22 protein-coding genes and 1 tRNA gene are annotated in these 19,591 nt (G+C 60.7%); 4 read left to right on the forward strand and 19 right to left on the reverse strand.

The window, feature by feature from the left end:
* Positions 1-69 precede the first annotated feature (69 nt).
* Entirely contained in the window at positions 70-1,347 is a 1,278-nt protein-coding gene (gene gabT, locus AC1RS8_RS02510) for a 4-aminobutyrate--2-oxoglutarate transaminase (protein WP_489339530.1), read from the reverse strand.
* Positions 1,348-1,531: 184 nt separating this feature from the next.
* The gene (gene gabD, locus AC1RS8_RS02515) at positions 1,532-2,974 is read right to left on the reverse strand and encodes an NADP-dependent succinate-semialdehyde dehydrogenase (protein ID WP_489339529.1); all 1,443 of its coding nucleotides are present in this window, start codon (positions 2,972-2,974) and stop codon (positions 1,532-1,534) included.
* Between the two features lie 349 nt (positions 2,975-3,323).
* Here gabD and AC1RS8_RS02520 point away from each other — a divergent pair.
* Positions 3,324-3,400: transfer RNA gene (locus tag AC1RS8_RS02520), tRNA-Arg, on the forward strand.
* A 72-nt stretch (positions 3,401-3,472) separates the two neighbouring features.
* Here AC1RS8_RS02520 and AC1RS8_RS02525 read toward each other — a convergent pair.
* Genes AC1RS8_RS02525 through AC1RS8_RS02540 form a run of 4 tightly spaced genes read right to left on the reverse strand, consistent with a single transcriptional unit; the run spans position 3,473 to position 5,086 of the window.
* Positions 3,473-3,781, reverse strand: coding sequence for a type II toxin-antitoxin system RelE/ParE family toxin (locus AC1RS8_RS02525; protein ID WP_090452424.1), 309 nt, complete (start codon positions 3,779-3,781; stop codon positions 3,473-3,475).
* Entirely contained in the window at positions 3,778-4,239 is a 462-nt protein-coding gene (locus AC1RS8_RS02530; RefSeq protein ID WP_489339528.1) for a type II toxin-antitoxin system Phd/YefM family antitoxin, read from the reverse strand. Before AC1RS8_RS02530 ends, AC1RS8_RS02525 begins: the two co-directional genes overlap by 4 nt.
* Positions 4,199-4,489, reverse strand: a complete 291-nt coding sequence (locus AC1RS8_RS02535; RefSeq protein ID WP_223508440.1) for a hypothetical protein — start codon at positions 4,487-4,489, stop codon at positions 4,199-4,201. Before AC1RS8_RS02535 ends, AC1RS8_RS02530 begins: the two co-directional genes overlap by 41 nt.
* 36 nt (positions 4,490-4,525) lie before the next feature.
* Positions 4,526-5,086, reverse strand: coding sequence for a YbhB/YbcL family Raf kinase inhibitor-like protein (locus AC1RS8_RS02540; RefSeq protein WP_218495467.1), 561 nt, complete (start codon positions 5,084-5,086; stop codon positions 4,526-4,528).
* A 139-nt stretch (positions 5,087-5,225) separates the two neighbouring features.
* On the opposite strand from AC1RS8_RS02540, the gene AC1RS8_RS02545 reads away from it, so the two are divergent.
* A complete protein-coding gene (locus tag AC1RS8_RS02545; RefSeq protein ID WP_489339527.1) occupies positions 5,226-6,755 on the forward strand; it encodes an FAD-dependent oxidoreductase in 1,530 nt (509 codons plus the stop codon).
* Between the two features lie 72 nt (positions 6,756-6,827).
* On the opposite strand, the gene AC1RS8_RS02550 is transcribed toward AC1RS8_RS02545, so the two are convergent.
* The 11 genes from AC1RS8_RS02550 to AC1RS8_RS02600 all read right to left on the reverse strand — a co-directional run bounded on the left by AC1RS8_RS02550 (position 6,828) and on the right by AC1RS8_RS02600 (position 15,949).
* Complete coding sequence (locus AC1RS8_RS02550) at positions 6,828-8,333, reverse strand: YdgA family protein (RefSeq protein WP_090452416.1); 1,506 nt, start codon at positions 8,331-8,333, stop codon at positions 6,828-6,830.
* 284 nt (positions 8,334-8,617) lie between these two features.
* Positions 8,618-9,253, reverse strand: coding sequence for a hypothetical protein (locus tag AC1RS8_RS02555; RefSeq protein WP_057712526.1), 636 nt, complete (start codon positions 9,251-9,253; stop codon positions 8,618-8,620).
* A 94-nt stretch (positions 9,254-9,347) separates the two neighbouring features.
* A complete protein-coding gene (locus AC1RS8_RS02560) occupies positions 9,348-10,796 on the reverse strand; it encodes an efflux transporter outer membrane subunit (protein WP_489339526.1) in 1,449 nt (482 codons plus the stop codon).
* A complete protein-coding gene (locus AC1RS8_RS02565) occupies positions 10,793-11,680 on the reverse strand; it encodes an efflux RND transporter periplasmic adaptor subunit (RefSeq protein WP_090452412.1) in 888 nt (295 codons plus the stop codon). Before AC1RS8_RS02565 ends, AC1RS8_RS02560 begins: the two co-directional genes overlap by 4 nt.
* Positions 11,677-11,886: a DUF1656 domain-containing protein gene (locus AC1RS8_RS02570; RefSeq protein WP_007987399.1), complete on the reverse strand. Its 210-nt coding sequence runs from the start codon at positions 11,884-11,886 to the stop codon at positions 11,677-11,679. Before AC1RS8_RS02570 ends, AC1RS8_RS02565 begins: the two co-directional genes overlap by 4 nt.
* Positions 11,883-13,955, reverse strand: coding sequence for an FUSC family protein (locus AC1RS8_RS02575; RefSeq protein WP_057712529.1), 2,073 nt, complete (start codon positions 13,953-13,955; stop codon positions 11,883-11,885). The genes AC1RS8_RS02570 and AC1RS8_RS02575 overlap by 4 nt, the downstream gene beginning before the upstream one ends.
* Entirely contained in the window at positions 13,952-14,380 is a 429-nt protein-coding gene (locus tag AC1RS8_RS02580) for a MarR family winged helix-turn-helix transcriptional regulator (RefSeq protein WP_046040691.1), read from the reverse strand. The genes AC1RS8_RS02575 and AC1RS8_RS02580 overlap by 4 nt, the downstream gene beginning before the upstream one ends.
* A gap of 132 nt (positions 14,381-14,512) precedes the next feature.
* Positions 14,513-14,794, reverse strand: a complete 282-nt coding sequence (locus AC1RS8_RS02585) for a type II toxin-antitoxin system RelE family toxin (protein ID WP_057399135.1) — start codon at positions 14,792-14,794, stop codon at positions 14,513-14,515.
* On the reverse strand, positions 14,784-15,029 hold the full coding sequence (locus AC1RS8_RS02590; RefSeq protein WP_079246689.1) for a type II toxin-antitoxin system Phd/YefM family antitoxin: 246 nt from the start codon (positions 15,027-15,029) through the stop codon (positions 14,784-14,786). The genes AC1RS8_RS02585 and AC1RS8_RS02590 overlap by 11 nt, the downstream gene beginning before the upstream one ends.
* Positions 15,030-15,111: 82 nt before the next feature.
* Entirely contained in the window at positions 15,112-15,357 is a 246-nt protein-coding gene (locus AC1RS8_RS02595; RefSeq protein ID WP_015092958.1) for a DUF2789 domain-containing protein, read from the reverse strand.
* Positions 15,358-15,487: 130 nt separating this feature from the next.
* The gene (locus AC1RS8_RS02600; RefSeq protein ID WP_007975646.1) at positions 15,488-15,949 is read right to left on the reverse strand and encodes an aminoacyl-tRNA deacylase; all 462 of its coding nucleotides are present in this window, start codon (positions 15,947-15,949) and stop codon (positions 15,488-15,490) included.
* Positions 15,950-16,148: 199 nt separating this feature from the next.
* Between AC1RS8_RS02600 and AC1RS8_RS02605 the strand changes: the two genes are divergently transcribed.
* Together AC1RS8_RS02605 and AC1RS8_RS02610 are read left to right on the forward strand one after the other, a co-directional pair.
* Positions 16,149-16,682, forward strand: coding sequence for an NfeD family protein (locus tag AC1RS8_RS02605; RefSeq protein ID WP_057712531.1), 534 nt, complete (start codon positions 16,149-16,151; stop codon positions 16,680-16,682).
* A 2-nt stretch (positions 16,683-16,684) separates the two neighbouring features.
* Entirely contained in the window at positions 16,685-17,443 is a 759-nt protein-coding gene (locus tag AC1RS8_RS02610) for a slipin family protein (RefSeq protein WP_057399130.1), read from the forward strand.
* A gap of 12 nt (positions 17,444-17,455) precedes the next feature.
* On the opposite strand, the gene cysC is transcribed toward AC1RS8_RS02610, so the two are convergent.
* Together cysC and AC1RS8_RS02620 are read right to left on the reverse strand one after the other, a co-directional pair.
* Positions 17,456-18,061: an adenylyl-sulfate kinase gene (gene cysC, locus AC1RS8_RS02615; RefSeq protein WP_489339524.1), complete on the reverse strand. Its 606-nt coding sequence runs from the start codon at positions 18,059-18,061 to the stop codon at positions 17,456-17,458.
* Positions 18,045-19,559, reverse strand: coding sequence for a TolC family protein (locus AC1RS8_RS02620; RefSeq protein ID WP_057712533.1), 1,515 nt, complete (start codon positions 19,557-19,559; stop codon positions 18,045-18,047). Before AC1RS8_RS02620 ends, cysC begins: the two co-directional genes overlap by 17 nt.
* Positions 19,560-19,591: the final 32 nt, after the last annotated feature.

Here is a 19,591-nt window from a genome sequence, read left to right on the forward strand (position 1 = left end):
GGATGTGTTTCAAGGGGCATGAAAAAACCCGCCGAAGCGGGTTTTTTGTGGATCAGGTCACACCGGGGATCAGAGCTCGGAGAAGCACTCTTCGATGATCGCCAGGCCTTTGTCCAGTTGCTCGTCCGGCGAGGTCAGCGGTACCAGGACGCGCAGAACGTTGCCGTAGGTGCCGCAGGACAGCAGGATCAGACCCTTGTCGCGAGCCTTGGCCACAACGGACGCCACGGCTGCGGCGTTCGGCTTGTGGCTGTCGCCATTTTCGAACAGCTCGACCGCGATCATCGCGCCCAGGGCACGGACTTCACCGATCACCGGGTACTTGGCCTGGATGGCCTTCAGGCCGGTTACCAGACGCTCGCCAACAGCCTTGCAACGATCCAGCAGGTGTTCTTCTTCGAACACTTCCATCACGGCCAAGGCCGCGGCGCAAGCGATCGGGCTACCGGCGTAGGTGCCGCCCAGGCCGCCTGGAGCGATGGCGTCCATGTATTCGGCCTTGCCGCACACACCGGCCAGCGGGAAGCCGCCAGCGATGGATTTGGCGAAAGTGGTCAGGTCGGCAGCAACGCCCATCTGTTCCATCGCGAAGAAAGTACCGGTACGGCCAGCGCCAGTCTGTACTTCGTCAGCGATCAGCAGGATGCCGTGCTGGTCGCACAGGGCACGCAGACGCTTCATGAATTCTTTCGGAGCGACGTAGAAACCACCTTCGCCCTGAACCGGCTCGATGATGATCGCAGCGATGTCTTTCGGCTCGGCGTCGTTCTTGAAGATGCGTTCGATGGAAGCGATCGAATCGTCGATGCTCACGCCGTGCAGTTCGTTCGGGTACAGCGCGCGGAAGATGCCGCCTGGCATCAGGCCCATGCCGGCCGAGTAAGGCACGACTTTACCGGTCAGGCCCAGGGTCATCATGGTGCGACCGTGGTAGGCGCCGGTGAAGGCGATCACGCCGGCACGGCCAGTGGCGGCACGGGCGATCTTGATGGAGTTTTCCACGGCTTCGGAGCCGGTGGTCACCAGCAGGGTTTTCTTGTCGAAATCACCTGGGACCTTGGCGTTGATTTTTTCGCACACTTCCACGTACGGCTCGTAGGCCAGTACCTGGAAGCAGGTGTGGGTCAGCTTGTTCAGCTGCTCGGTCACGGCGGCGATGACTTTCGGGTGCACGTGGCCGGTGTTCAGTACGGCGATACCGCCGGCGAAGTCGATGAATTCACGACCTTCAACGTCGGTTACGGTCGCGTTCTTCGCGGAATCGGCGAAGATCGGGTGAATCTGGCCAACACCACGTGGAACAGCAGCGGTACGGCGGGCCATCAAAGAAGCGTTAGTCTTGCGCATACATTCCTCATTCACCGCTCATCGGGCGGCGTGGTTCAAGGATTAAGCGGCGGGGAACAACGGCGGCAGCATGCGATGATCGACTGCCACTGCGTTCCCGGCCACCGAGAAAATTCCGGTTTGAAGCGGCGCAAAGGGACAGCGCTCTCGTGCCCTTTGCGCTTGAAGCAATGCTCTTCCGGGGTTAGATGCCCAGGCAGAGGTATTTGATTTCCAGGTAATCTTCGATGCCGTACTTGGAGCCTTCACGGCCCAGGCCCGAGGCCTTGATGCCGCCGAACGGCGCGACTTCGTTGGAGATCAACCCGGTGTTGACGCCGACCATGCCGTATTCCAGGGCTTCAGCCACACGGAACACACGGCCCAGATCACGAGCATAGAAGTACGAGGCCAGACCGAACTCGGTGTCGTTGGACATCGCGATCACGTCGGCTTCGTCTTTGAAACGGAACAGTGGAGCCAATGGACCGAAGGTTTCTTCCTTGGCCACGGCAGCGTTGTTCGGCACGTTGGTCAGGATAGTCGGCTCGAAGAAGTTGCCTTCCATCGGCTTGCCACCCGCCAGCACGGTCGCGCCTTTGCTCAAGGCATCGGCGATGTGTTCTTGCACCTTGGCCACGGCTTTTTCGTCGATCAGCGGGCCAGTGGTAGTGCCTGCTTCCAGACCGTTGCCGATCTTCAGTTTGGCGACAGCCACTTTCAACTTCTCGGCGAATGCGTCGTAAACACCGTCCTGGATGTACAGGCGGTTGGCGCAGACGCAGGTCTGGCCGTTGTTGCGGTATTTGGAAATGATCGCGCCTTCGACGGCCTTATCCAGGTCCGCGTCGTCGAACACGATGAACGGCGCGTTGCCGCCCAGCTCCAGGGACACTTTCTTGATGTCCTTGGCGCATTCGGCCATCAGTTGACGACCGATTTCGGTCGAACCGGTGAAGGACAGCTTGCGCACGATCGGGTTGCTGGTCAGCTCGGTACCGATATCGCCGGCGCTGCCGGAAACAACGCTGAACACGCCAGCCGGAATGCCGGCGCGCTGGGCCAGTTCGGCCAGGGCGAAAGCGGAGTACGGGGTTTGCGAAGCAGGCTTGAGCACCATGGTGCAACCGGCGGCCAGGGCCGGGCCGGCTTTACGGGTGATCATCGCAGCCGGGAAGTTCCACGGGGTGATTGCAGCGGTCACGCCGATTGGCTGCTTGATCACGATCAGGCGCTTGTCTGGCTGGTGGCCCGGAATCACGTCACCGTAGATACGCTTGGCTTCTTCGGCGAACCATTCGATGAAGGAAGCGGCGTAAACGATTTCGCCCTTGGCTTCGGCCAATGGCTTGCCTTGTTCCAGGGTCATCAGGCGAGCCAGGTCTTCCTGGTTCTCGATGATCAGCTCGTACCAGCGACGCAGCTTGGTCGCACGTTCTTTGGCGGTCAGTGCACGCCAGGCCGGCAGCGCTTTGTCGGCAGCTTCGATCGCACGGCGGGTTTCGGCAGCGCCCATTTTCGGCACGGTGCCCAGAATTTCGCCCGTTGCCGGGTTGTTGACCTTGATCGTCTGACCATTGTCCGCATCGACCCACGCGCCATCGATGAAGGCTTGCTGGCGGAACAACTGGGTGTCTTTAAGCTGCATGTCGGCTTTCCTTAACAGCACCGCAACGAATGCGGAGCAAATTATGATTGTAGAAAGGCGCCTCGATAGGCTGCCGTCAGGGAAATCATTCACCGGGCTGAAGCACATAAATAGCGCACTGATTGAACTCGTGCGGTTCAGCACCCAGACAAGAGCGTTTGAAATCTCAAACGAATCCTAGGATCAAAGGGGGTAAAGGACAATAGGCTGTTCGAAAAAAAGAACGAAAACGACGCTTTTGCCCATTTTTTCTGATCAACGTAGCAAACGCGCGTTACAGCTTTAAAAAAACGCAGGCGATTCAGCAGCATGGACGCCCGCAGCGCATATGAGTATCATGGCGCCCGCTGCACCAGTAGCTCAGCTGGATAGAGTACTGCCCTCCGAAGGCAGGGGTCGTGGGTTCGAATCCCGCCTGGTGCACCATACCGCTGTTACAAGAAAGCCTCGGGCCTTATGGGTCTGGGGCTTTTTTGTGGGTGATTGCAAGCTTCGCGCCTAATGATCAATGCTGTTTTTTTCAAACAGCCGGCCAATGTCTCTCGCGCTATGCAGCACGCGTTCGACCTTGATCTCGTCGTCCGCCAAACAGTAGAAGATCAGATATCGGCCATGGGGAAGCATTCGCAATCCCTTGGCGCAATCGTCTCTTGAAACACCCAGATTCGGTTGTTCGATTAATCGCGCGCACTGCATGCGTAGCTCGCCCACAAACGTCCGGGCCCGTTCAGGATTGTCCCGGGCGATAAAACGAGCGACTTGCAGCAGATCGTCCCGTGCCAATGCAGAGAAAAGCACTTGCCTCATGGACGGTGTTGCTCTGCTTCTACCTCATCAATCAGCGCATCAAGCTCGGCAAACATTGTATCGGCAGCGACGGCCGGACGCGGATCGTTGCGGCTCGCCGCAATGGCTTCACGAAGTTCGGCAGCGTGCAGCCGATCCAGCAGCTGTTGATAGGCCGCGTGCGGTAAAAGATAGGCGGCTGGACGGTTGTGGTTGAGCACGGCAACAGGCTCGGAACCGGCTTGCTCGATTACAGTACTCGGGCTGCGCTTGAGCTCGGTGATGCTGACCGAACGACTTGCAAGTAGCTGCTCCATGGCGGCTCCAAAGGTACGTAAAAAAGTACCTGATAGTGTGCCATTTTCAGCATGGGGGTCAACGAGTCTCCGACCGGTGCTGTCCTGGCCCACAAAAAAACCGCCGAAGCGGTTTTTTTTTTCATTCTGTAGTCCAGTCGAACTCGTCGTACTCATCATCATCCTCGTCGTCCTCGAAAAACTCCTCTTCAAGGTCGTCGTCTTCAACAACATCCTCTTCCGGCTGATTCAGCAGAAAATCCTTGCGACTCTCGGTAATCGCTCGCCGCAGTTCTTCACCCTTTTGCGGGCAGTTGAGCATTTGGGCGATGCGGTCGATTTTTTTTGCCACGGCATCCTCCAACGCATCGGCTATAGCACTGATAGTGCGCGCTTTCGGGGGTGGATGCCAAATCCCCGGAATGCCGCGCACTTCAGTTTTCTGCAAATCCGCTGGGGCAATCAGCCTTTAGCGGTGATAGCGCCGCACCACGCTGCTGTTTTTCAGGACGTGGCCTTTGATTTTGTCCAGCAGTTGCGCGCGGGTCAGGCCGGCGGGCAAGGCGTCCGGGGGCAGATCCAGAGCGTAGATCTGGATGATGTAGTGGTGCGCGCTGTCGCCAACGGGCGGGCAAGGGCCGACATAGCCGGTGGTTGCCTTGCTGTTGGTACCGGCGACGCCCTCGAGGCCGGGTTTGCTCCCGGCGCCGGCCGGGATCTGGTGGGTGCCGGCCTTGATGCCGTAATGCACCCACTGATCGATGCCCTGGCCCTGCTGGCCGTCAGGGTCGTGCATGACGATGGCGTAGCTTTGGGTGGCTGCCGGGCCGGCGTTCCAGTTCAATGCCGGGGAAATGTTATGCCCGCCGCAGCCCGCGGAATCGCTGGCAGCGGCCGACGTGAACAGGCGGTCATCGGAGACTCCAGGAATGTTCAGGGTGAAACGTTCCTGGGCCTGCGCCGGGAACTGCACGCAAAGGGCGACTGCCAAGGCCGCAAGCCAAGGGTTCATTGAGGTCAATCGGGGCATACCGGAGCACCTTGTACGTGTTGGGCCGTCGTCGGCGTGCAAACTATAGCCGGACCGTTCACGCCGTGGCAGGGGCAATTGGCTGAACCTCGCGATAAGTACCAGACTCATAAGTGAAACGTCTGTCTGGAGAGCAATCATGACTCTGCATCGCGTTGCGCGTGTTGCCAATGTGCCCGAAGACCGGGGTCTGGAAGTGCAGGTCCAGGACAGCAAAATTCTGCTGTTGCGGGCCGGCGAACAACTGCGCGCTTATCAGGCCGAATGCCCGCATGCCGGAGCCCCGCTGGCGGACGGCGCGATATGCCACGGGCGCCTGACGTGTCCATGGCACAAGGCGCAGTTTCGGGTCGAGGATGGCGGGCTGTGCGAACCCCCAGCCCTGGACAGCCTCAAGCGCTATCCCCTTGAAGTCCGTGACGGCGACATCTGGGTCGGCGACCAGCCGATGCCGGACGCCCACGCGCCACCGGCCGACGATCCACGAACCTTCATCATTGTCGGCGCTGGCGCGGCAGGCACGGCGGCGGCGGCGTGTTTGCGCGAGAAAGGTTTCGGCGGCCGGTTACTGTTGATCGACCGCGAAGCCGACGCTGGATACGACCGCACGGCGCTAAGCAAATACGTGATCGCCGGGGAGATGCCGCTGCACGAAGTCCCGCCGCTACGCGATGAGGATTTTTACCGCGAGCAGCGGATCGAACGCCTGCGAGGCGAAGTGGCAAGCCTGGACGCGCCAAACCGGACGCTGCGGCTGACTGACGGCCAATCACTGACATACGACGCCGCGCTGCTGGCCACCGGCGGCGTACCCAACCCGCTGACGCTGCCCGGCGCCGACCTGCCGCAAGTGTTCGTCCTGCGCTCCAAAGCCCATGCGCAGCAGATTCTGGACAGCGCCAGCGCCGGCCAGCGGGTGGTGATCATCGGCGACAGCTTTATTGCCATGGAATCCGCCTCGTCCCTGCGCCAGCTTGGCCTGCACGTGACCGTACTGGTCCGCCACGAGGTGCCGCTTGCCAAACAGTTCGGCGACACGGTCGGCAAGGCCATTCGCGCACGACATGAAGCTCATGGCGTCGTGTTTCATACCCAGGGCAATGCGGTACAGATCGAAGGGACGGACAAGGTCGAAGCCGTGCGCCTGGACAACGACCAACGCCTGGCAGCCGATCTGGTGCTGGTCGGCATCGGCGTGACGCCAGCCACTGCGGCCTTTACCGGGTTACCGAAGGAGCAGGATCACTCGCTGCATGTCGATGGCGCAATGCGCGTGGCCGACGGCCTCTGGGCGGCTGGCGATATCGCAACGTTCCCGCTGAACAACAAATACCTGCGCATTGAACACTGGCGACTGGCCCAACAGCAGGCGCGGATCGCCGCGGCCAATATGCTGGGCGGTGACGAGCATTACCTCGACGTGCCGTTTTTCTGGACCTGGCATTTCGGTAAAACCTATGACTACCTCGGCCACTCCGAGGCCTGGGACGAAGTCGAGTTCAAGGGCGACCCTTACAACCCGCCGTTCATAGGCCTGTTCGGAAAAAACGGCGTGGTGTCGGCGGCGGTAGCCTGCGAGATGGACCGGGCAATGGCGATGCTCGCCGAGCGGATGAAACAACCGCTGCCATGGGAAGAGGCATGGCACCTGATCCGTGACGTTCCCTAGAGTTGCCAGACAGCAAAACGCCCGGCGCCTGCGCGATGCAGAGGCCGGGCGTTGCGGGGTAAACGGCCGCCGTTATTCGGTGGCGCCAGCATCCGCAAACTTGCTCATCACAAAACCGGCAAACTCTTCGACGGTCATTTTCTGGCCGTTGAAGTCCACCTGATTGTTGGCGTAACGCAAGTTGGTGACGATGTTATTGCCGTCCAGTTTTGCCAATTGGCTGCCGACCGCCATGCTGCTGAACATGTCCGCGGTGGCGGTGGCCTGATCGGCAATCAGCTTGGCGTCGGTCTGACCGTCGATTTGCGATTGCACGGTGAGCACATCGATCAGCATGGGTTTGGACACTTGCAGCTTGAAGTCCAGCAGCGCGATCAGCTGTCTGACCAACTGATCGGTCGGCAGATCGATAGCTTGTGGCTTGGTCAGATCGAGCACCATGTTGGCGCGGCTCTCACCATTGGCGGTGTTGAACGACAGGTTTTCCAGGGCCACTTGTGGTCCGGCCGCCAGCAGTTTTTCCAGGCTGGACTTGAGCAGCGCCTCTTCGGCTTCGGTCAGTTTCAGCTCCGGTGCCGGCAGACCGGCCGCCGTTGCTTCGGCCACCGCCCTTTCATACGGCTGCAGTTTGCTCTGGTAAATCTGCATCAACGACAGGGTCGCCGGAATGTCGAGGTTCTTCAGGCTCATGGCCAGCGAACCGGAACCAATGGTCTTGCCGTTCAGGGACACTTCGCCAACCTTGTAATCGGCACGCCCTGAGGCGTTGCTGCCCTTTTCTTCAGTCAGGTTTTTCATCTCGAATTTCTTGAAGTCCAGCACCGACTGCTTGACGCCAAAAGTCGATTTGCCGCTGGCCAGTTCAACGACGTTTTCGCCGGTGTAGAAACCGTAGGTACTTTTTGTCAGGTTGCTGGCCAGGGTCAGGCCATTGAATTCAACCTGCACCGGCGTCTGGTCTTCGGACACGGTGGTCACCTTCAGGCTGTCCATGTAGCCGTTGGCCTTGACCTTCTGCGCCTTGGCGCTGGCGTCGACGTCCATTTTCAAGCCGGAGAACTTCATGCTCGACTTGTCATCCAGTGCCATTTCCAGCGGCTGCAACTCGAAGGTGCCATTGGTAGCGTTGTCATAGCCGATATTGACCACGCCGGTCAGCGGGGACTTGTCCTTGGCGGCGGCAAACCACTTCTCGGTGAACGGGGTCTTTTCCAGCTCGTAGTGACTGGTCGCCAGGACCGGCAGCCACTTGAGCGACATCAGGCGCGAGAACGGCAACGGGCCGTGTTCGATGTGATCGACAAACAGCAACTCGACCGGCGCTTCGCCGAACATTTCGCCTTCGCCCTTGAGGCGATAGTGCGCGGTGCTGCTGAACACATGACGCTCCAGCGACACCAGCTCCAGCGACGCCGTGCCGTTGGAACCAACCATCGCCGCCTGCAGTTCCTTGTTGGCATCGGCTATCGAGGTGTTCAGCACACCTTCGATCCTGGTGCTGGTGAACCAGGCCCCACCTGCGCTGATGGCACCGATTGCGACAACAATTCCCAGTAGCACGCCTGCTGATTTATTCATGTATGACCCGTTCAGTGTCCGTTGTTGAAAGTGAGGTCGTCTTCCCTGAACCCATGACGGGTTGCGGCTCGACTGTGCTGAAAGTGGAAAGCAGATTAGCACCAGGGGCGACGAACGGCCCAATGATTAAAGGTGAAAGAGTGTCTTGGGGTTGTTCACAGGGTTGGGGATTATTTGTGCCTATGCAATCGCCTTCGCGAGCAAGCCCGCTCCCACATGAGAATGCATTCCAATGTGGGAGCGGGCTTGCTCGCGAAGGCGTAGGTACAGCCAATATCGATATCTCAGGAATACTGGACTTCAATCTCATCCAGCTGATGATCAAAGCTTTTGAGCCGCGCAGTCCAGGTGTACACCAGCACTTCGAAGTCACGGTTGATCACTGCCCCGCCCGTCACTTCCGCGCGCGGGTCGCAGACGTCCAGTTGATAGCGTTCGCGGGCCATGGCCGTGGCGACATCGGCCAGTTCGCGGGCATTGCTGAGCCAGTGCCGACCGTCGTCAGCCACCTGCCGGTCTAGTGCCAGGCACTGTTTTTTCAGGCTCTCGAGGCTTTTTTCCAGCGGCGTGCCGGTCAATTCGCCCATGACTTCCTGAAAGGTGCGCCCCGGTTGCCAGTAACTGCCCCAGAAATAGCGGTCGAACACCGTTTCGACACGACGCAACGCCACCTTGGTGTCCCAGATCAGGACCAGGGTCTTGCCCTGTTCGAGTTGTCTTTTCTTGATGCGTTGATTCTGGACCGAGGCCCAGGCCACCACCGCAATGGACATCACGGCAATCAGCGCGGCGGCACTGTCGAGGAACGCCATGGCCTTGTCGATCTGGTGGGCCAGCATGATGCCGTAGAAATAGGTGGCCGACAGCAGCACCAACGCCACGATGGCGCACCAGAAGCCGAGAGCATAAGGGTTTTTCATTATTGGTTTCCCCCTGACCTGCGCGAGCCTTGTGCGAAGAAAGGGCGCTTTTGCACCGGGCGCCCCTCCAACACTTCAAAGCATAGCAACGGCCTCAGGGTTTGCCGGAGTTCGACGCTTGCGTTCGTCCGCTTTCCCAACCGCCGCCCAAGGCGAGGAACAAATCGATCTGGCTGGCGGCAACCTGGGTGTTAGCGGCCGCCAGCTGCGCCGTGACGTCGATGTAGGTGCGGGTGGCTTGCAGGTCGGCCAGGAACGAGGCGCGGCCGGCCTGGAAGAAGCGGTGGGTCTGGTCGGCCGCCAGTTTTGCCGATTGCTCGGCATCGGCCAGTGCATCGCGGCGTTGCAGCAATGCCGTGTACTGGGCAAGACCGGTCTGGGTCTCGCGAATGGCGTTGAGCACCACCCCGTCGAAATGCGCCAGGGTCGCCTGGGTCACCGCTTCGGCTTCGCGGATGCGCGCCCGGGCGCCGTTGGTCGGCACGCTCCAGGTCAGCGACGGACCGAAGCCCCAGCGGTTGGTAGACGGGTCGCCGAGATCGTCCAGGATACCGACGGTACCGATGGTCGCGCCGATGCTGATGTTCGGGTACAGCTCGCCCGTGGCGACGCCGATACCGGCCGTCGCGGCCGCCAGTCGCCGCTCAGCCTGCCGTACATCGGGACGACGCTTGAGCAACGCGGCGCCATCGCCCACCGGTACCAGTTGCGCGATTTTTGGCAGCTCGTCGCAGGTGGCGGTGCCGGCCGGCAGTTGGTCCACCGGCTTGGCCAGCAACATCGACAAGCGGTACAGCCCGGCCTGGCGCGACGCTTCATAGCGCGGCATGTCGGCGCGCAGGGATTTGAATTGGGTCTGCGAGCGGGTGACCTGGGTTTCGTCGCCACGCCCGGCATCGCGCAGGCGCTGGATCAGCGTCGTGCTCTGGGCTTGCAGGTCCAGGGAATGCTGGGCGATTTCCCGCTCTTCATTGGCTGCACACACCTGGGTGTAGGCGCGAACCACGTCGGCCACCACGGTGATGCGTGCAGTATCGGCAGCTGCCTGTGTCGCATCGGCATTGGCCTTGGCCGCTTCGATACCGCGTTGCAAGGTGCCGAACAGGTCGAACTGGTACGACGCGCTGATGCCGATATCGCCGATGTTGGCCACCGGCACTTTTTCCGGTATCAAGAACGCTTGGCCAGACTCCTGCAAGCGCTGGGCGCCCATCTGCACCCCGCCGCTCCAGCCGCCCGCCGCTTCGGCCTCATCAACCTGCGCACGAGACCGCGACAGGCTGGCCGCCGCCACGCGCAAATCGGTGTTGGAGGCCATGGCCTGCTGCACCAACTGGTCGAGTCGCGGGTCCTTGTACAGGCGCCACCAATCGGCCGGCACCGGCGCGGACACCACCGTTTTACCGTCGACCGCCAGATCGCCTTGGAAGTCTGGACGATGGACAGCCGCCTCTTCGGGCAGATGATAATCCGGCCCGACCACCTGACACGCCGACAGCATCAAACCTAATCCGGCGACCGCCAAACCCGAGGCCTTGCTCATTGCGCGGGCTCCCGTTGCTGATCGTCGATGATCGATACCGTGGCGGTGCGCCCGGCGATCATGCGGAAATCATCCGGCACGTCATCGAAGGCGATCCGCACCGGAATCCGCTGGGCCAGCCGCACCCAGCTGAAGGCCGGGTTGACGTTGGGCAGCAGGTTATTGCCGCTGGTGCGGTCGCGGTCTTCGATACCGGCGACGATGCTCTCCACATGCCCGCGCAGGCGCGCATTGTCGCCGATCACCCGGATGTCGACGCTCTGCCCGATATGAATGCCGTTCAGTTTGGTTTCTTCGAAATAGCCGTCGATGTGGAACGAGTTGCTGTCGACCACCGACAACACGGGCCGCCCGGCGCTGACGAATTCCTGGGTCCGTGGCGCACGGTCGTTGACGTAGCCGTCCACCGGGCTGCGGATCACCGAGCGGTCGAGGTTGAGCTGCGCGCTGTCCACCGCCACCTGGGCTTCCATCAACGCCACTTGGGCACGAGCCACTTTCGATTGGCTTTCTTCCAGCTGCTCACCCGGCACCAGGTTGCCAAGACCCTTGTTCCGCTTGGCCTCGCGCTGGGCCTGGGCCAGGGTTTCTTCACGGTCGGCGACTGCCGCTTTCGCCTGGCGCAGGGCCAGCTTGAAGCGGTCCGGATCGATGCTGAACAGCACCTGGCCGCGCTTGACCAACTGGTTGTCGCGCACCTCCACTTGCTGGATCAGCCCGGAGACATCCGGCGCGATTTGCACGATGTCGGCGCGGATGTGCCCGTCGCGGGTCCAGGGCGCGAACATGTAATACATCACCATGCGCCAGACCACGACCACGGCGAAGCTCACGATCAGCAGGGTCAACACCACGCGACCCAGGGTTAGAAACGGTTTTTTCATGTCATCAGGTATCGACTGAGTGAGTCCACGGCGCCAAGCAGCAAGGCGTAGAGGGCCACGTTGAACAATGCCCGGTGCCAGACCAGACGGTAAAAGTGCAGGCGCGTCAGCACCCCGTGCACCAACAGGTACAACACATACGTAATGCCCATCAGCACCAGCAGCGTGGGCAGGAATACCCCGCTCAGATCCAGGTCACCGATCATAAGGGCGCTCCATCAATGCCATGGGGAAGCGGTTCTTCGGGCTCGGCGGAACCGACGAATTCGACGCCGGGCAACAGTGCCAGGCGCAGGCCGCTCAGGGCGTGCAGCAGATGCCGACGGGTTTCATCATCGCCGGCACCGCTGAGGGCGCGACGCGTGCGGTCGAGGGTCATCAGCAACGGGCTCGGTGCCTGCAAGCGCTCACCGGCCTTGAGACAGGCCTTGAAGTACTCGCCAACCTCGGCCACCACCTGGCGCAGCAGCACCTGCGGCACACCAAGGACCCGCGGCGTATAAGCGAGCAGGTCCAACAGATTCAGCGCCACCCGCACTTCCCGCAGCGCCACGCCGGAGTCCTGGCCGGTCATGGCCAGGCGCGGCAGGTGCTGCATCAGCCGATCGAGCATCCGTATGCCCAGAAGCCGATGCTCAGACAACGTGGCCGGCTCGGAGAGGCCGACAATGTCACGCCAGCTGAAACGGGTCAGGCGCTTGGCTGCCAGTTCGGCACCGAACGGCCGGGCGATCAGGGTCCAGATGAACGCGAACAGCAACCCCATGGGGCCGGCCAGGTTGGAGTTGGCGAAACTGAGGAAGTCCGCGTCGTAAGCGCCCTGAATGCTGATGAAGGATGAGGTGTTGACCAGGGTCAGCAGCATGCCCAGGTAAAACTGCGGCTTGACCGTCAGGGTGCCGACACAAATGAACGGCACGGCAAACGCCAGTACCAGCATCGGAAAGTCATGCAGGTTGGGCAGCACCAGAAACAGATAAAGGCTGGCGAACACCACCGACATCGCCGTCCAGAAAAAGAACCGGTAAATCTGCGGCGCGGGGTCGTCCATCGAGGCAAAGAAACTACACGCCACCGCCGCCAGGATCACTGCGCTGCCGCCATCGGTCCAGCCGAGCAGAATCCACAGCACCGAAGCGACGATTATCGCGGTGACGGTGGAAGCAGCGGAATAAAACATCAGGCCGCGATCCAGAAACGGGGACAGCCGCCCCAGCCGCCAATGCCGATACACCGCGCGCCAGTTGTCCTGGCTTTCGCACTGGATGGCGTACTGCAGGCTGCGGCAGTCCTGCCACAAATCGATCCACTCGCCGAGACGGTAAATGGCGTTGGAGAACAGCAGTTGCTTGCGGTCATCCAGCGCTTCGGGAGCCGGTTGCAGGGCCTCGAGTTTATCCTTCAGTGCCTGCCAGCGGGCGAGGTCGGCATCCTTGTGCTCGAGCCACTCGGTGGTGGCCGTCAGCAATGGCGCGAACTTGTCCACAAGCTCGGGGGTGCGCCGTTCCAGGGCGTAAAGCGCATCGTCGAGGGCATCGATCACTGGCAGCAGGTGAATCATCCGTCCGCGCAACTCCTTGGTGTTGCGTACCGTCTGCGGACGCGAGCCTTCGTGGGGCAACTGGCCGATCATCAACTCCAGGGAGTTGAAGGTAGCGACCATCGATGCCCGCAACGCGCTGACCTCTTCAGGCTGCACGTTGCGGCTGAGGAAGCGCAGGCTGTAGGTCGATGCATCGGTAAACCATTTGCTCACCGAATCATTGAACACCGGCGCCAGGCGCCGGGGCCAGAACATGGCACCGACCACTGCCGCCACGGCGATGCCCAGAAAGATTTCTTCGGTCCGCGCTTCGGCCACGTCCCACACCCCCAGCGGGTTGTTCACCACCGGCAGGGCGATCAGCGGCAAGGTGTAACCGGCGAGCATCAAGGCGTAGTTGTTGGCCGTGCGCAAATGCAGGGACAGAAACAGCAGCGTCCCGGTCCACAGTGCAATCACCACCACCAGCACGTAGGGGCTCTGCACGAACATCGGCACGAACAAAACCGCAGCAGCAGCGCCGATAAAGGTGCCGACCGCCCGGTACAGCGCCTTGGAACTGGTAGGACCGAGAAACGGACTGGAAACGATGTACACCGTAGCCATCGCCCAATACGGACGCGGCATTTGCATGAGCAGGGCGATGTACAGCGCGATCATCGATGCGGCGAAGGTGCGGACTCCGTAGAACCAGTCCCGCGCCGGGGGCATGCCAGAGAAAAATCCGCTCAAGAGTTGGCCACCGATGGCGGCGTGGCCGCTTCAAATGCTCTCAGTACCCGCAGCGTAGCTTCCAGATCACTCTGGTCAATGCCTTCAAGGACTTCGTGGCGCAAGCGCACCAGTTCCACTTCGACCGCCTGCACCAGCTCCCGACCGGTTTCGGTCAGGCTCAGGCATTTGGCGCGGCGGTCCTGTGCATCTTCGGTGCGGCAGACGTAGCCACCATGGCACAACTGATCGAGCAGGCGCACCAGCGACGGGCTCTCCATCCCTGCTGCCTGGGCCACCGTCACTTGGCGCACACCCTCGCCCAGCCGCCCGATCATCAACAACGGAACGGCGCAGGCTTCGGAGATTCCATAGTTGGCCAACGTGGTCTGGCAGATTTTGCGCCAGTGCCTGGCGGCCACCACCATGGCACTGCTGATGTTCATCTGGAGAACGGCAAGGTTATTCGGCACGAGGGAAAACACACACTGTTAGTTTGCTAACTATCAATATCGCATTGGAGGGGATTTTCCGTCAAGTTTTGAAACAATTGCGTAACAGCGACCTGCCGAGAACCATCAACGTTTCCTGGCACGCTCGTACACTTCACTTCGTTCCCGCTTTCCTACTGCAACGACAGAAACGACGACGCGCTCATCTATCACCTCGTAGACGAGTCGGTAGCCAGATGACTTCAATTTGATTTTGTAGCAGTCGGGCATGCCATGGAGTGAGTCAGACGGGATTCGAGGCATTTCGAGCCGTTCGGCCAACTTCTTTTTGAATTGCTCACGCAACGTATGCCCCAGCTTGTCCCACTCTTTGCGTGCAGATGGCAGAAATTCGAGCTTATAGGTCATCCAGCGTTACCGGAATTGGCGTTTCATGACGACGAGAACGCACGATTTCCGCCAACTCCAAATCGTCGAGACGCTCCACCATGGCCTCGAAAACATCTGCCGGGACCATGTAGCCCATGACACGATTGTGATTGAGTACTGCGACGGGCCCTCCATGGGCGCCATTCAAAACGGCAGAGGGGTTTTTCTTCAGTTCAGACACGCTGACAGCCATATCAGCCAAAACACTTTGCATAATTAAGACCTCAAATAAGGTCTTAATTCTGGTCAATTATTGTGATCAGAGCAACCTCGGCGGACCGCCGCCTATCAGTTATTTACACCCCCCGCCCCTTCCTCAACATCACATCCAGTTGATCCACCACCTCGGCCCAATCCGCGTCATCGAGAATCTCCTCCCGCAGAAGTTCCGCCTGGCTCGGGCTCCAGAAAAACGCATCCGCAAGGTGCAGCTCCGGTTTGAGCGGTGAATGGGTGGCGATGAATTTATCGATGCTTTCGGCGTCGTCCGGCAGGCCGAGTTGTTTGAACAGGGATGGAAGGTTGTGGGTCGGGCTTTCCATGTCGAACTCCTGGGGACCAATTCAAGGACCGCTGCGCGGTCATCGCGAGCAAGCTCGCTCCCACAGGTTAATCGCAGTTCCTGTGGGAGCGGGCTTGCCCGCGATGACGTCAGCATTGACGAAACAAAACTCAATGACTCAATTCCCGCACCTCGGCATGCGGCACCATTTTCAGAAACTCGGGCATGTCCATGCGCACCAGGTTGACGTGGTTTCCAGCCTCCAGATAGATGTCTTTTTGTCGGGTCAGCAGCGGATCGATGACCACCTCCAACCCATAGGACTCACCCAGCGCCGGTACGGCACCGCGTTCGCAATCATCGAACAGGTGCGCGAGGTTGCTTTCGCGGGAAACCTGCCACTCACCGCTGCTGCGGACTTTGCTCAGGTCAAGGTGGCGGCTGGCGGGCAGCACGGCCATCAGGTAATGCCCATGGTGATCGTCGAGGATCACCGATTTGGCCACCCGTTCGGCAGGAATACCTGCGACCCGCGCCGTTTCAAGGCTGCTGGCCGAGTGTGGGTGGCTGACGATGTCATATTCGCATTGAGCCTTTTCCAGGCTTCGCTGCACGGTTCTTGCCATACGCATGATGCACCTCGGTGTCCGCCATGATCGCTTGCGGACGATGATTAAAGCTTGGCTTGCGTAGTAAAAGTCTAGGCCCGTCAGCGCGTTCCGGTGGGAAATCCGCTCATCGGCTGCCGACGGTAATTGAGCAAAATTCATACCGGCCGAGGCTCAACTAAACTGTATTCAGAGCCACTTCACGACTCTCCCGGAGGGTCAAGTGAACATGCGTTGCTGTGCAGTTGCGTTGCTATTGGCGTTGAGCGGATCGGCCTGCGCCACCGACACAGTTGTGTTGCTGGTGCCCAACCCCATCGGGATCTGGCTGATCACCTTCGGCCTAGCGTTCCTGATCGCCGAGGCGGCCCTGCCCAATTACGGCGTGATCGGCCTGGGCGGCATCGTGATGTTCGTGATCGGGGCGGTGATCCTGTCCAACACCGAAGTGCCCGTGCCGTTGATGATCGGCCTGGGCCTGGTCAGCGCGCTGTTGCTGATCTACCTGGTGATTCACGCCATGAAGACACGACCGCGCGACATCGTCAGCGGTGATGCTGGGCTGCTCGGCAGCGTGACGGCGGTGACGTCATTACAGACCGGTAACGCCTATGGCGGCTGGATTCATCTGCAGGGAGAACGATGGCAAGTGCTTAGCGCGACGCCGCTGCAACCCGGGCAGCGGGTGCGGGTGGTGGGGCGCAAGGGTTTGCTGCTGCAAGTGGCCGCGGCTGACGCGGCGCCGGGCGGAGAATAGTCATGGGTTTGCAATTGGGTCTTGTCGCGCTGCTATTGTTGATCATCGCACTGGCAGGGGCGACGTTCCGCATCCTGCGCGAATACGAGCGCGGCGTGGTGTTCCAGCTCGGGCGCTTCTGGCAGGTCAAGGGCCCTGGCCTGATCCTGCTGATACCGGTGGTCCAGCAAATGGTAAGGGTCGATTTGCGCACCGTGGTGCTGGACGTGCCGCCGCAAGACGTGATCACCCGCGACAACGTGTCGGTCAAGGTCAACGCAGTGCTGTATTTCCGCGTGCTCGATCCGCAAAAGGCGATCATCCAGGTCGAAGACTTTCTGATGGCCACCAGCCAATTGGCGCAAACCACGCTGCGGGCGGTGCTGGGTAAACACGAACTGGACGAACTGCTGGCCGAACGCGAACGCTTGAATCTGGACATCCAGCAAGTGCTCGACGCCCAGACCGACGCCTGGGGCATCAAGGTCGCCAACGTCGAGATCAAGCACGTGGACCTCAACGAATCGATGATCCGCGCCATCGCCAAGCAGGCCGAAGCCGAACGGGAACGGCGAGCCAAGGTAATCCATGCCGAAGGCGAATTGCAGGCCTCGGAAAAACTCATGCAAGCCGCCGAAATGCTGGGCCGCCAACCGGGGGCCATGCAGCTGCGTTACATGCAGACCCTGAGTTCGATTGCCGGCGACAAGAGCTCGACCATCGTCTTTCCACTGCCGATCGAGTTGCTCAAGGGCATGGCGGACTTGTCGTCGAAACCTTGAACACCGACCGGTTCAAGGCCGGGGCAGCACCGCGGATTCACCGATCCAGGTCAACAGTCGATCAAGACAGGCCTCCACAGACTGTATCCCGGTGTCGAGCACCAGCGCCGCATCGACCGGTGCCTGATACGGTGCGGACACCCCGGTAAACCCGGTCAATTCGCCGCGTCGGGCGCGGGCATAGTGACCTTTTGGATCACGTTGCTCGCACACCGCCAGGGTCGCACTGCACCAGACTTCGCGATAATCGTCACCGAGCCGCCGGGCGAACACATCGCGCAACTCCACCAGGGGCGCGATCATCGCCAGGATCACGATTTGTCCGTTCTCCACCAGCAACGATGCCAGTTCGCTGGCGCGACGGATGTTCTCCTGACGATCGCTGTCGCTGAAGCCCAGGTCTCGATTGAGCCCCACCCGCAGCCCGTCACCATCGAGCACCACGCTCTGCAGTCCGCGGGCAAACAACTCGGCGTGCAGCGCTTGCGCAAGGGTCGACTTGCCCGCCGCCGGCAGGCCGGTCAGCAGGATAGCCGCGCCGCGATGACCGTTGCGCCGCTCCCGCTGAGCTCGGCTGATGCTGGCAGTCGGGGCTTTCACATCAACGTGCTGGGGCATGGGTCACCGGCACCGTAATATCACCTGCCGCCCAGGCTGCTTCACGATTGGCCAGGGCCGTGGCGATGGACTGGACCTGTGTCGATTGCACCTGATCCGGCAACGGATCGAGGCCGGCGCTGGCGAAAATTTGCCCGTAGGCATTGCGCAGGTCGGCGTAGGACAGGTCGCGACGCAGATCGGCCTGCAAGGTATTGAGTTCGCCCTGGATCAGATCCAGTTCACCGATGCCATCCGCCTGGTGGCGGTTGCGCAACTGACCGACGATTTGCCCGTCGATGTCCGACAATTGCTGGTTGGTCTTGAACTGGCGCAAGGCCTCGCGGTAGTTGGCATTGGCCACATACAACTGCGCCAGCACCGCAATCGACATCGCCTGACGGCGCGCGGTGGCGACTTCCTCACCGGCCTTGGCCACGTCGATCGCCGCAGGCGCCGAGATCACATTGAACAGGTTCCAGGTGACCTTGACGCCGTAATCGGCCCAGCCCTGCTCCACCAGGAACGAGTTGCTGTCGTAATGTCCGCCAGCGGAGAACTCCAGGCCCGGCAGCAGGCGCAACATGGCTTTGCGGGTCTCGGCAGCGCTGATGCGGGTCTGATAATCCTGTTCACGCAGTTCCGGACGGCTGGTCAGGGCTTCCTGTTCAAGACTGGCCAGATCGACCTTGAGTTCGGGAATCTCATAACCGTTATCGGTCGCCAAGGTCAGCTCCGTGCCCATCGGCAGGTTGATCAGGGTCGCCAGTTCGGTCTTCGCCAGTGACAACGCACGGCGTTGCTCTTCCAGTTGGCGGGTCGCTTCGATCAGCGAGCGTTGATAACCGAGGGCTTGCACCGGATCGCCAATGCGTTGCTGGCTCATGCTCTGGCTGTCGTTGCGCGCGGTTTCCACCCGTGCCATCAGGCTGTCGATCTGCGTGAGCAGGCGTTCGGCGGCCATCGCCCGCCAATACGCCGAGCGTACGTCCTGGACGATGGTGTTGATCACCTTGCGTCGGCGCTCCTGAACGATCAGGCGCTGGTCGCCCTGCTGCTTTGCACTGATGTAACTGACACCAAAATCGAGCACGTTCCAGACCATCGTCAGGTCCGCTACATCACGGTCGCGGTCCTGGGAGGTCGAAGGCTCCAGGGACTGCGTGCCGGTCCGCACGCTCTGGCTACTGGAGGCATTGACGTTGTTGCGGCCCACGTATCCGGCGTCCAGCGCCATGCGCGGCAGCATGTCGAAACTGGCGAGGTCGAGCTGACGCTTGGCCAGGGCCTCCTCCATGATTTTCAACCGGCCTTCGAGGTTGTACTTCACCGCACGGGCCATGGCCTGGTGCAGGGTCAATGGGCCGCCAAGAGGCTCCTGCCCCTTATACATGCTTTGCAGGTCACTTTTGGCCCGCTGCTCACTGACACTGCGTTCGATCGGCTCACTGGTGACTGCGCATCCGCTGATCGCCAGTGCCAGCAGGCTGGCGCCGAATAACTTATGACTTCTATTCATCCTTGCATCGCCCCTGGGTGCCGCATCACAAG

The sequence above is a fragment of the Pseudomonas sp. GW821-FHT12A04 genome (genome assembly GCF_058807755.1).

What these genes read in the sequence shown, in the direction of transcription:
- AC1RS8_RS02585 (WP_057399135.1), bottom strand. Translation starts at nt 14,794, where the DNA reads ATGACCTATAAGCTCGAATTTCTGCCATCTGCACGCAAAGAGTGGGAC.
- AC1RS8_RS02580 (WP_046040691.1), bottom strand. Translation starts at nt 14,380, where the DNA reads ATGAACATCAGCAGTGCCATGGTGGTGGCCGCCAGGCACTGGCGCAAA.
- AC1RS8_RS02600 (WP_007975646.1), bottom strand. Translation starts at nt 15,949, where the DNA reads ATGCGTATGGCAAGAACCGTGCAGCGAAGCCTGGAAAAGGCTCAATGC.
- AC1RS8_RS02540 (WP_218495467.1), bottom strand. Translation starts at nt 5,086, where the DNA reads ATGCCCCGATTGACCTCAATGAACCCTTGGCTTGCGGCCTTGGCAGTC.
- AC1RS8_RS02610 (WP_057399130.1), top strand. Translation starts at nt 16,685, where the DNA reads ATGGGTTTGCAATTGGGTCTTGTCGCGCTGCTATTGTTGATCATCGCA.
- AC1RS8_RS02560 (WP_489339526.1), bottom strand. Translation starts at nt 10,796, where the DNA reads ATGAGCAAGGCCTCGGGTTTGGCGGTCGCCGGATTAGGTTTGATGCTG.
- AC1RS8_RS02565 (WP_090452412.1), bottom strand. Translation starts at nt 11,680, where the DNA reads ATGAAAAAACCGTTTCTAACCCTGGGTCGCGTGGTGTTGACCCTGCTG.
- AC1RS8_RS02545 (WP_489339527.1), top strand. Translation starts at nt 5,226, where the DNA reads ATGACTCTGCATCGCGTTGCGCGTGTTGCCAATGTGCCCGAAGACCGG.
- AC1RS8_RS02570 (WP_007987399.1), bottom strand. Translation starts at nt 11,886, where the DNA reads ATGATCGGTGACCTGGATCTGAGCGGGGTATTCCTGCCCACGCTGCTG.
- cysC (WP_489339524.1), bottom strand. Translation starts at nt 18,061, where the DNA reads ATGCCCCAGCACGTTGATGTGAAAGCCCCGACTGCCAGCATCAGCCGA.
- AC1RS8_RS02550 (WP_090452416.1), bottom strand. Translation starts at nt 8,333, where the DNA reads ATGAATAAATCAGCAGGCGTGCTACTGGGAATTGTTGTCGCAATCGGT.
- AC1RS8_RS02590 (WP_079246689.1), bottom strand. Translation starts at nt 15,029, where the DNA reads ATGCAAAGTGTTTTGGCTGATATGGCTGTCAGCGTGTCTGAACTGAAG.
- AC1RS8_RS02555 (WP_057712526.1), bottom strand. Translation starts at nt 9,253, where the DNA reads ATGAAAAACCCTTATGCTCTCGGCTTCTGGTGCGCCATCGTGGCGTTG.
- gabD (WP_489339529.1), bottom strand. Translation starts at nt 2,974, where the DNA reads ATGCAGCTTAAAGACACCCAGTTGTTCCGCCAGCAAGCCTTCATCGAT.
- gabT (WP_489339530.1), bottom strand. Translation starts at nt 1,347, where the DNA reads ATGCGCAAGACTAACGCTTCTTTGATGGCCCGCCGTACCGCTGCTGTT.
- AC1RS8_RS02525 (WP_090452424.1), bottom strand. Translation starts at nt 3,781, where the DNA reads ATGAGGCAAGTGCTTTTCTCTGCATTGGCACGGGACGATCTGCTGCAA.
- AC1RS8_RS02530 (WP_489339528.1), bottom strand. Translation starts at nt 4,239, where the DNA reads ATGATGATGAGTACGACGAGTTCGACTGGACTACAGAATGAAAAAAAA.
- AC1RS8_RS02595 (WP_015092958.1), bottom strand. Translation starts at nt 15,357, where the DNA reads ATGGAAAGCCCGACCCACAACCTTCCATCCCTGTTCAAACAACTCGGC.
- AC1RS8_RS02620 (WP_057712533.1), bottom strand. Translation starts at nt 19,559, where the DNA reads ATGAATAGAAGTCATAAGTTATTCGGCGCCAGCCTGCTGGCACTGGCG.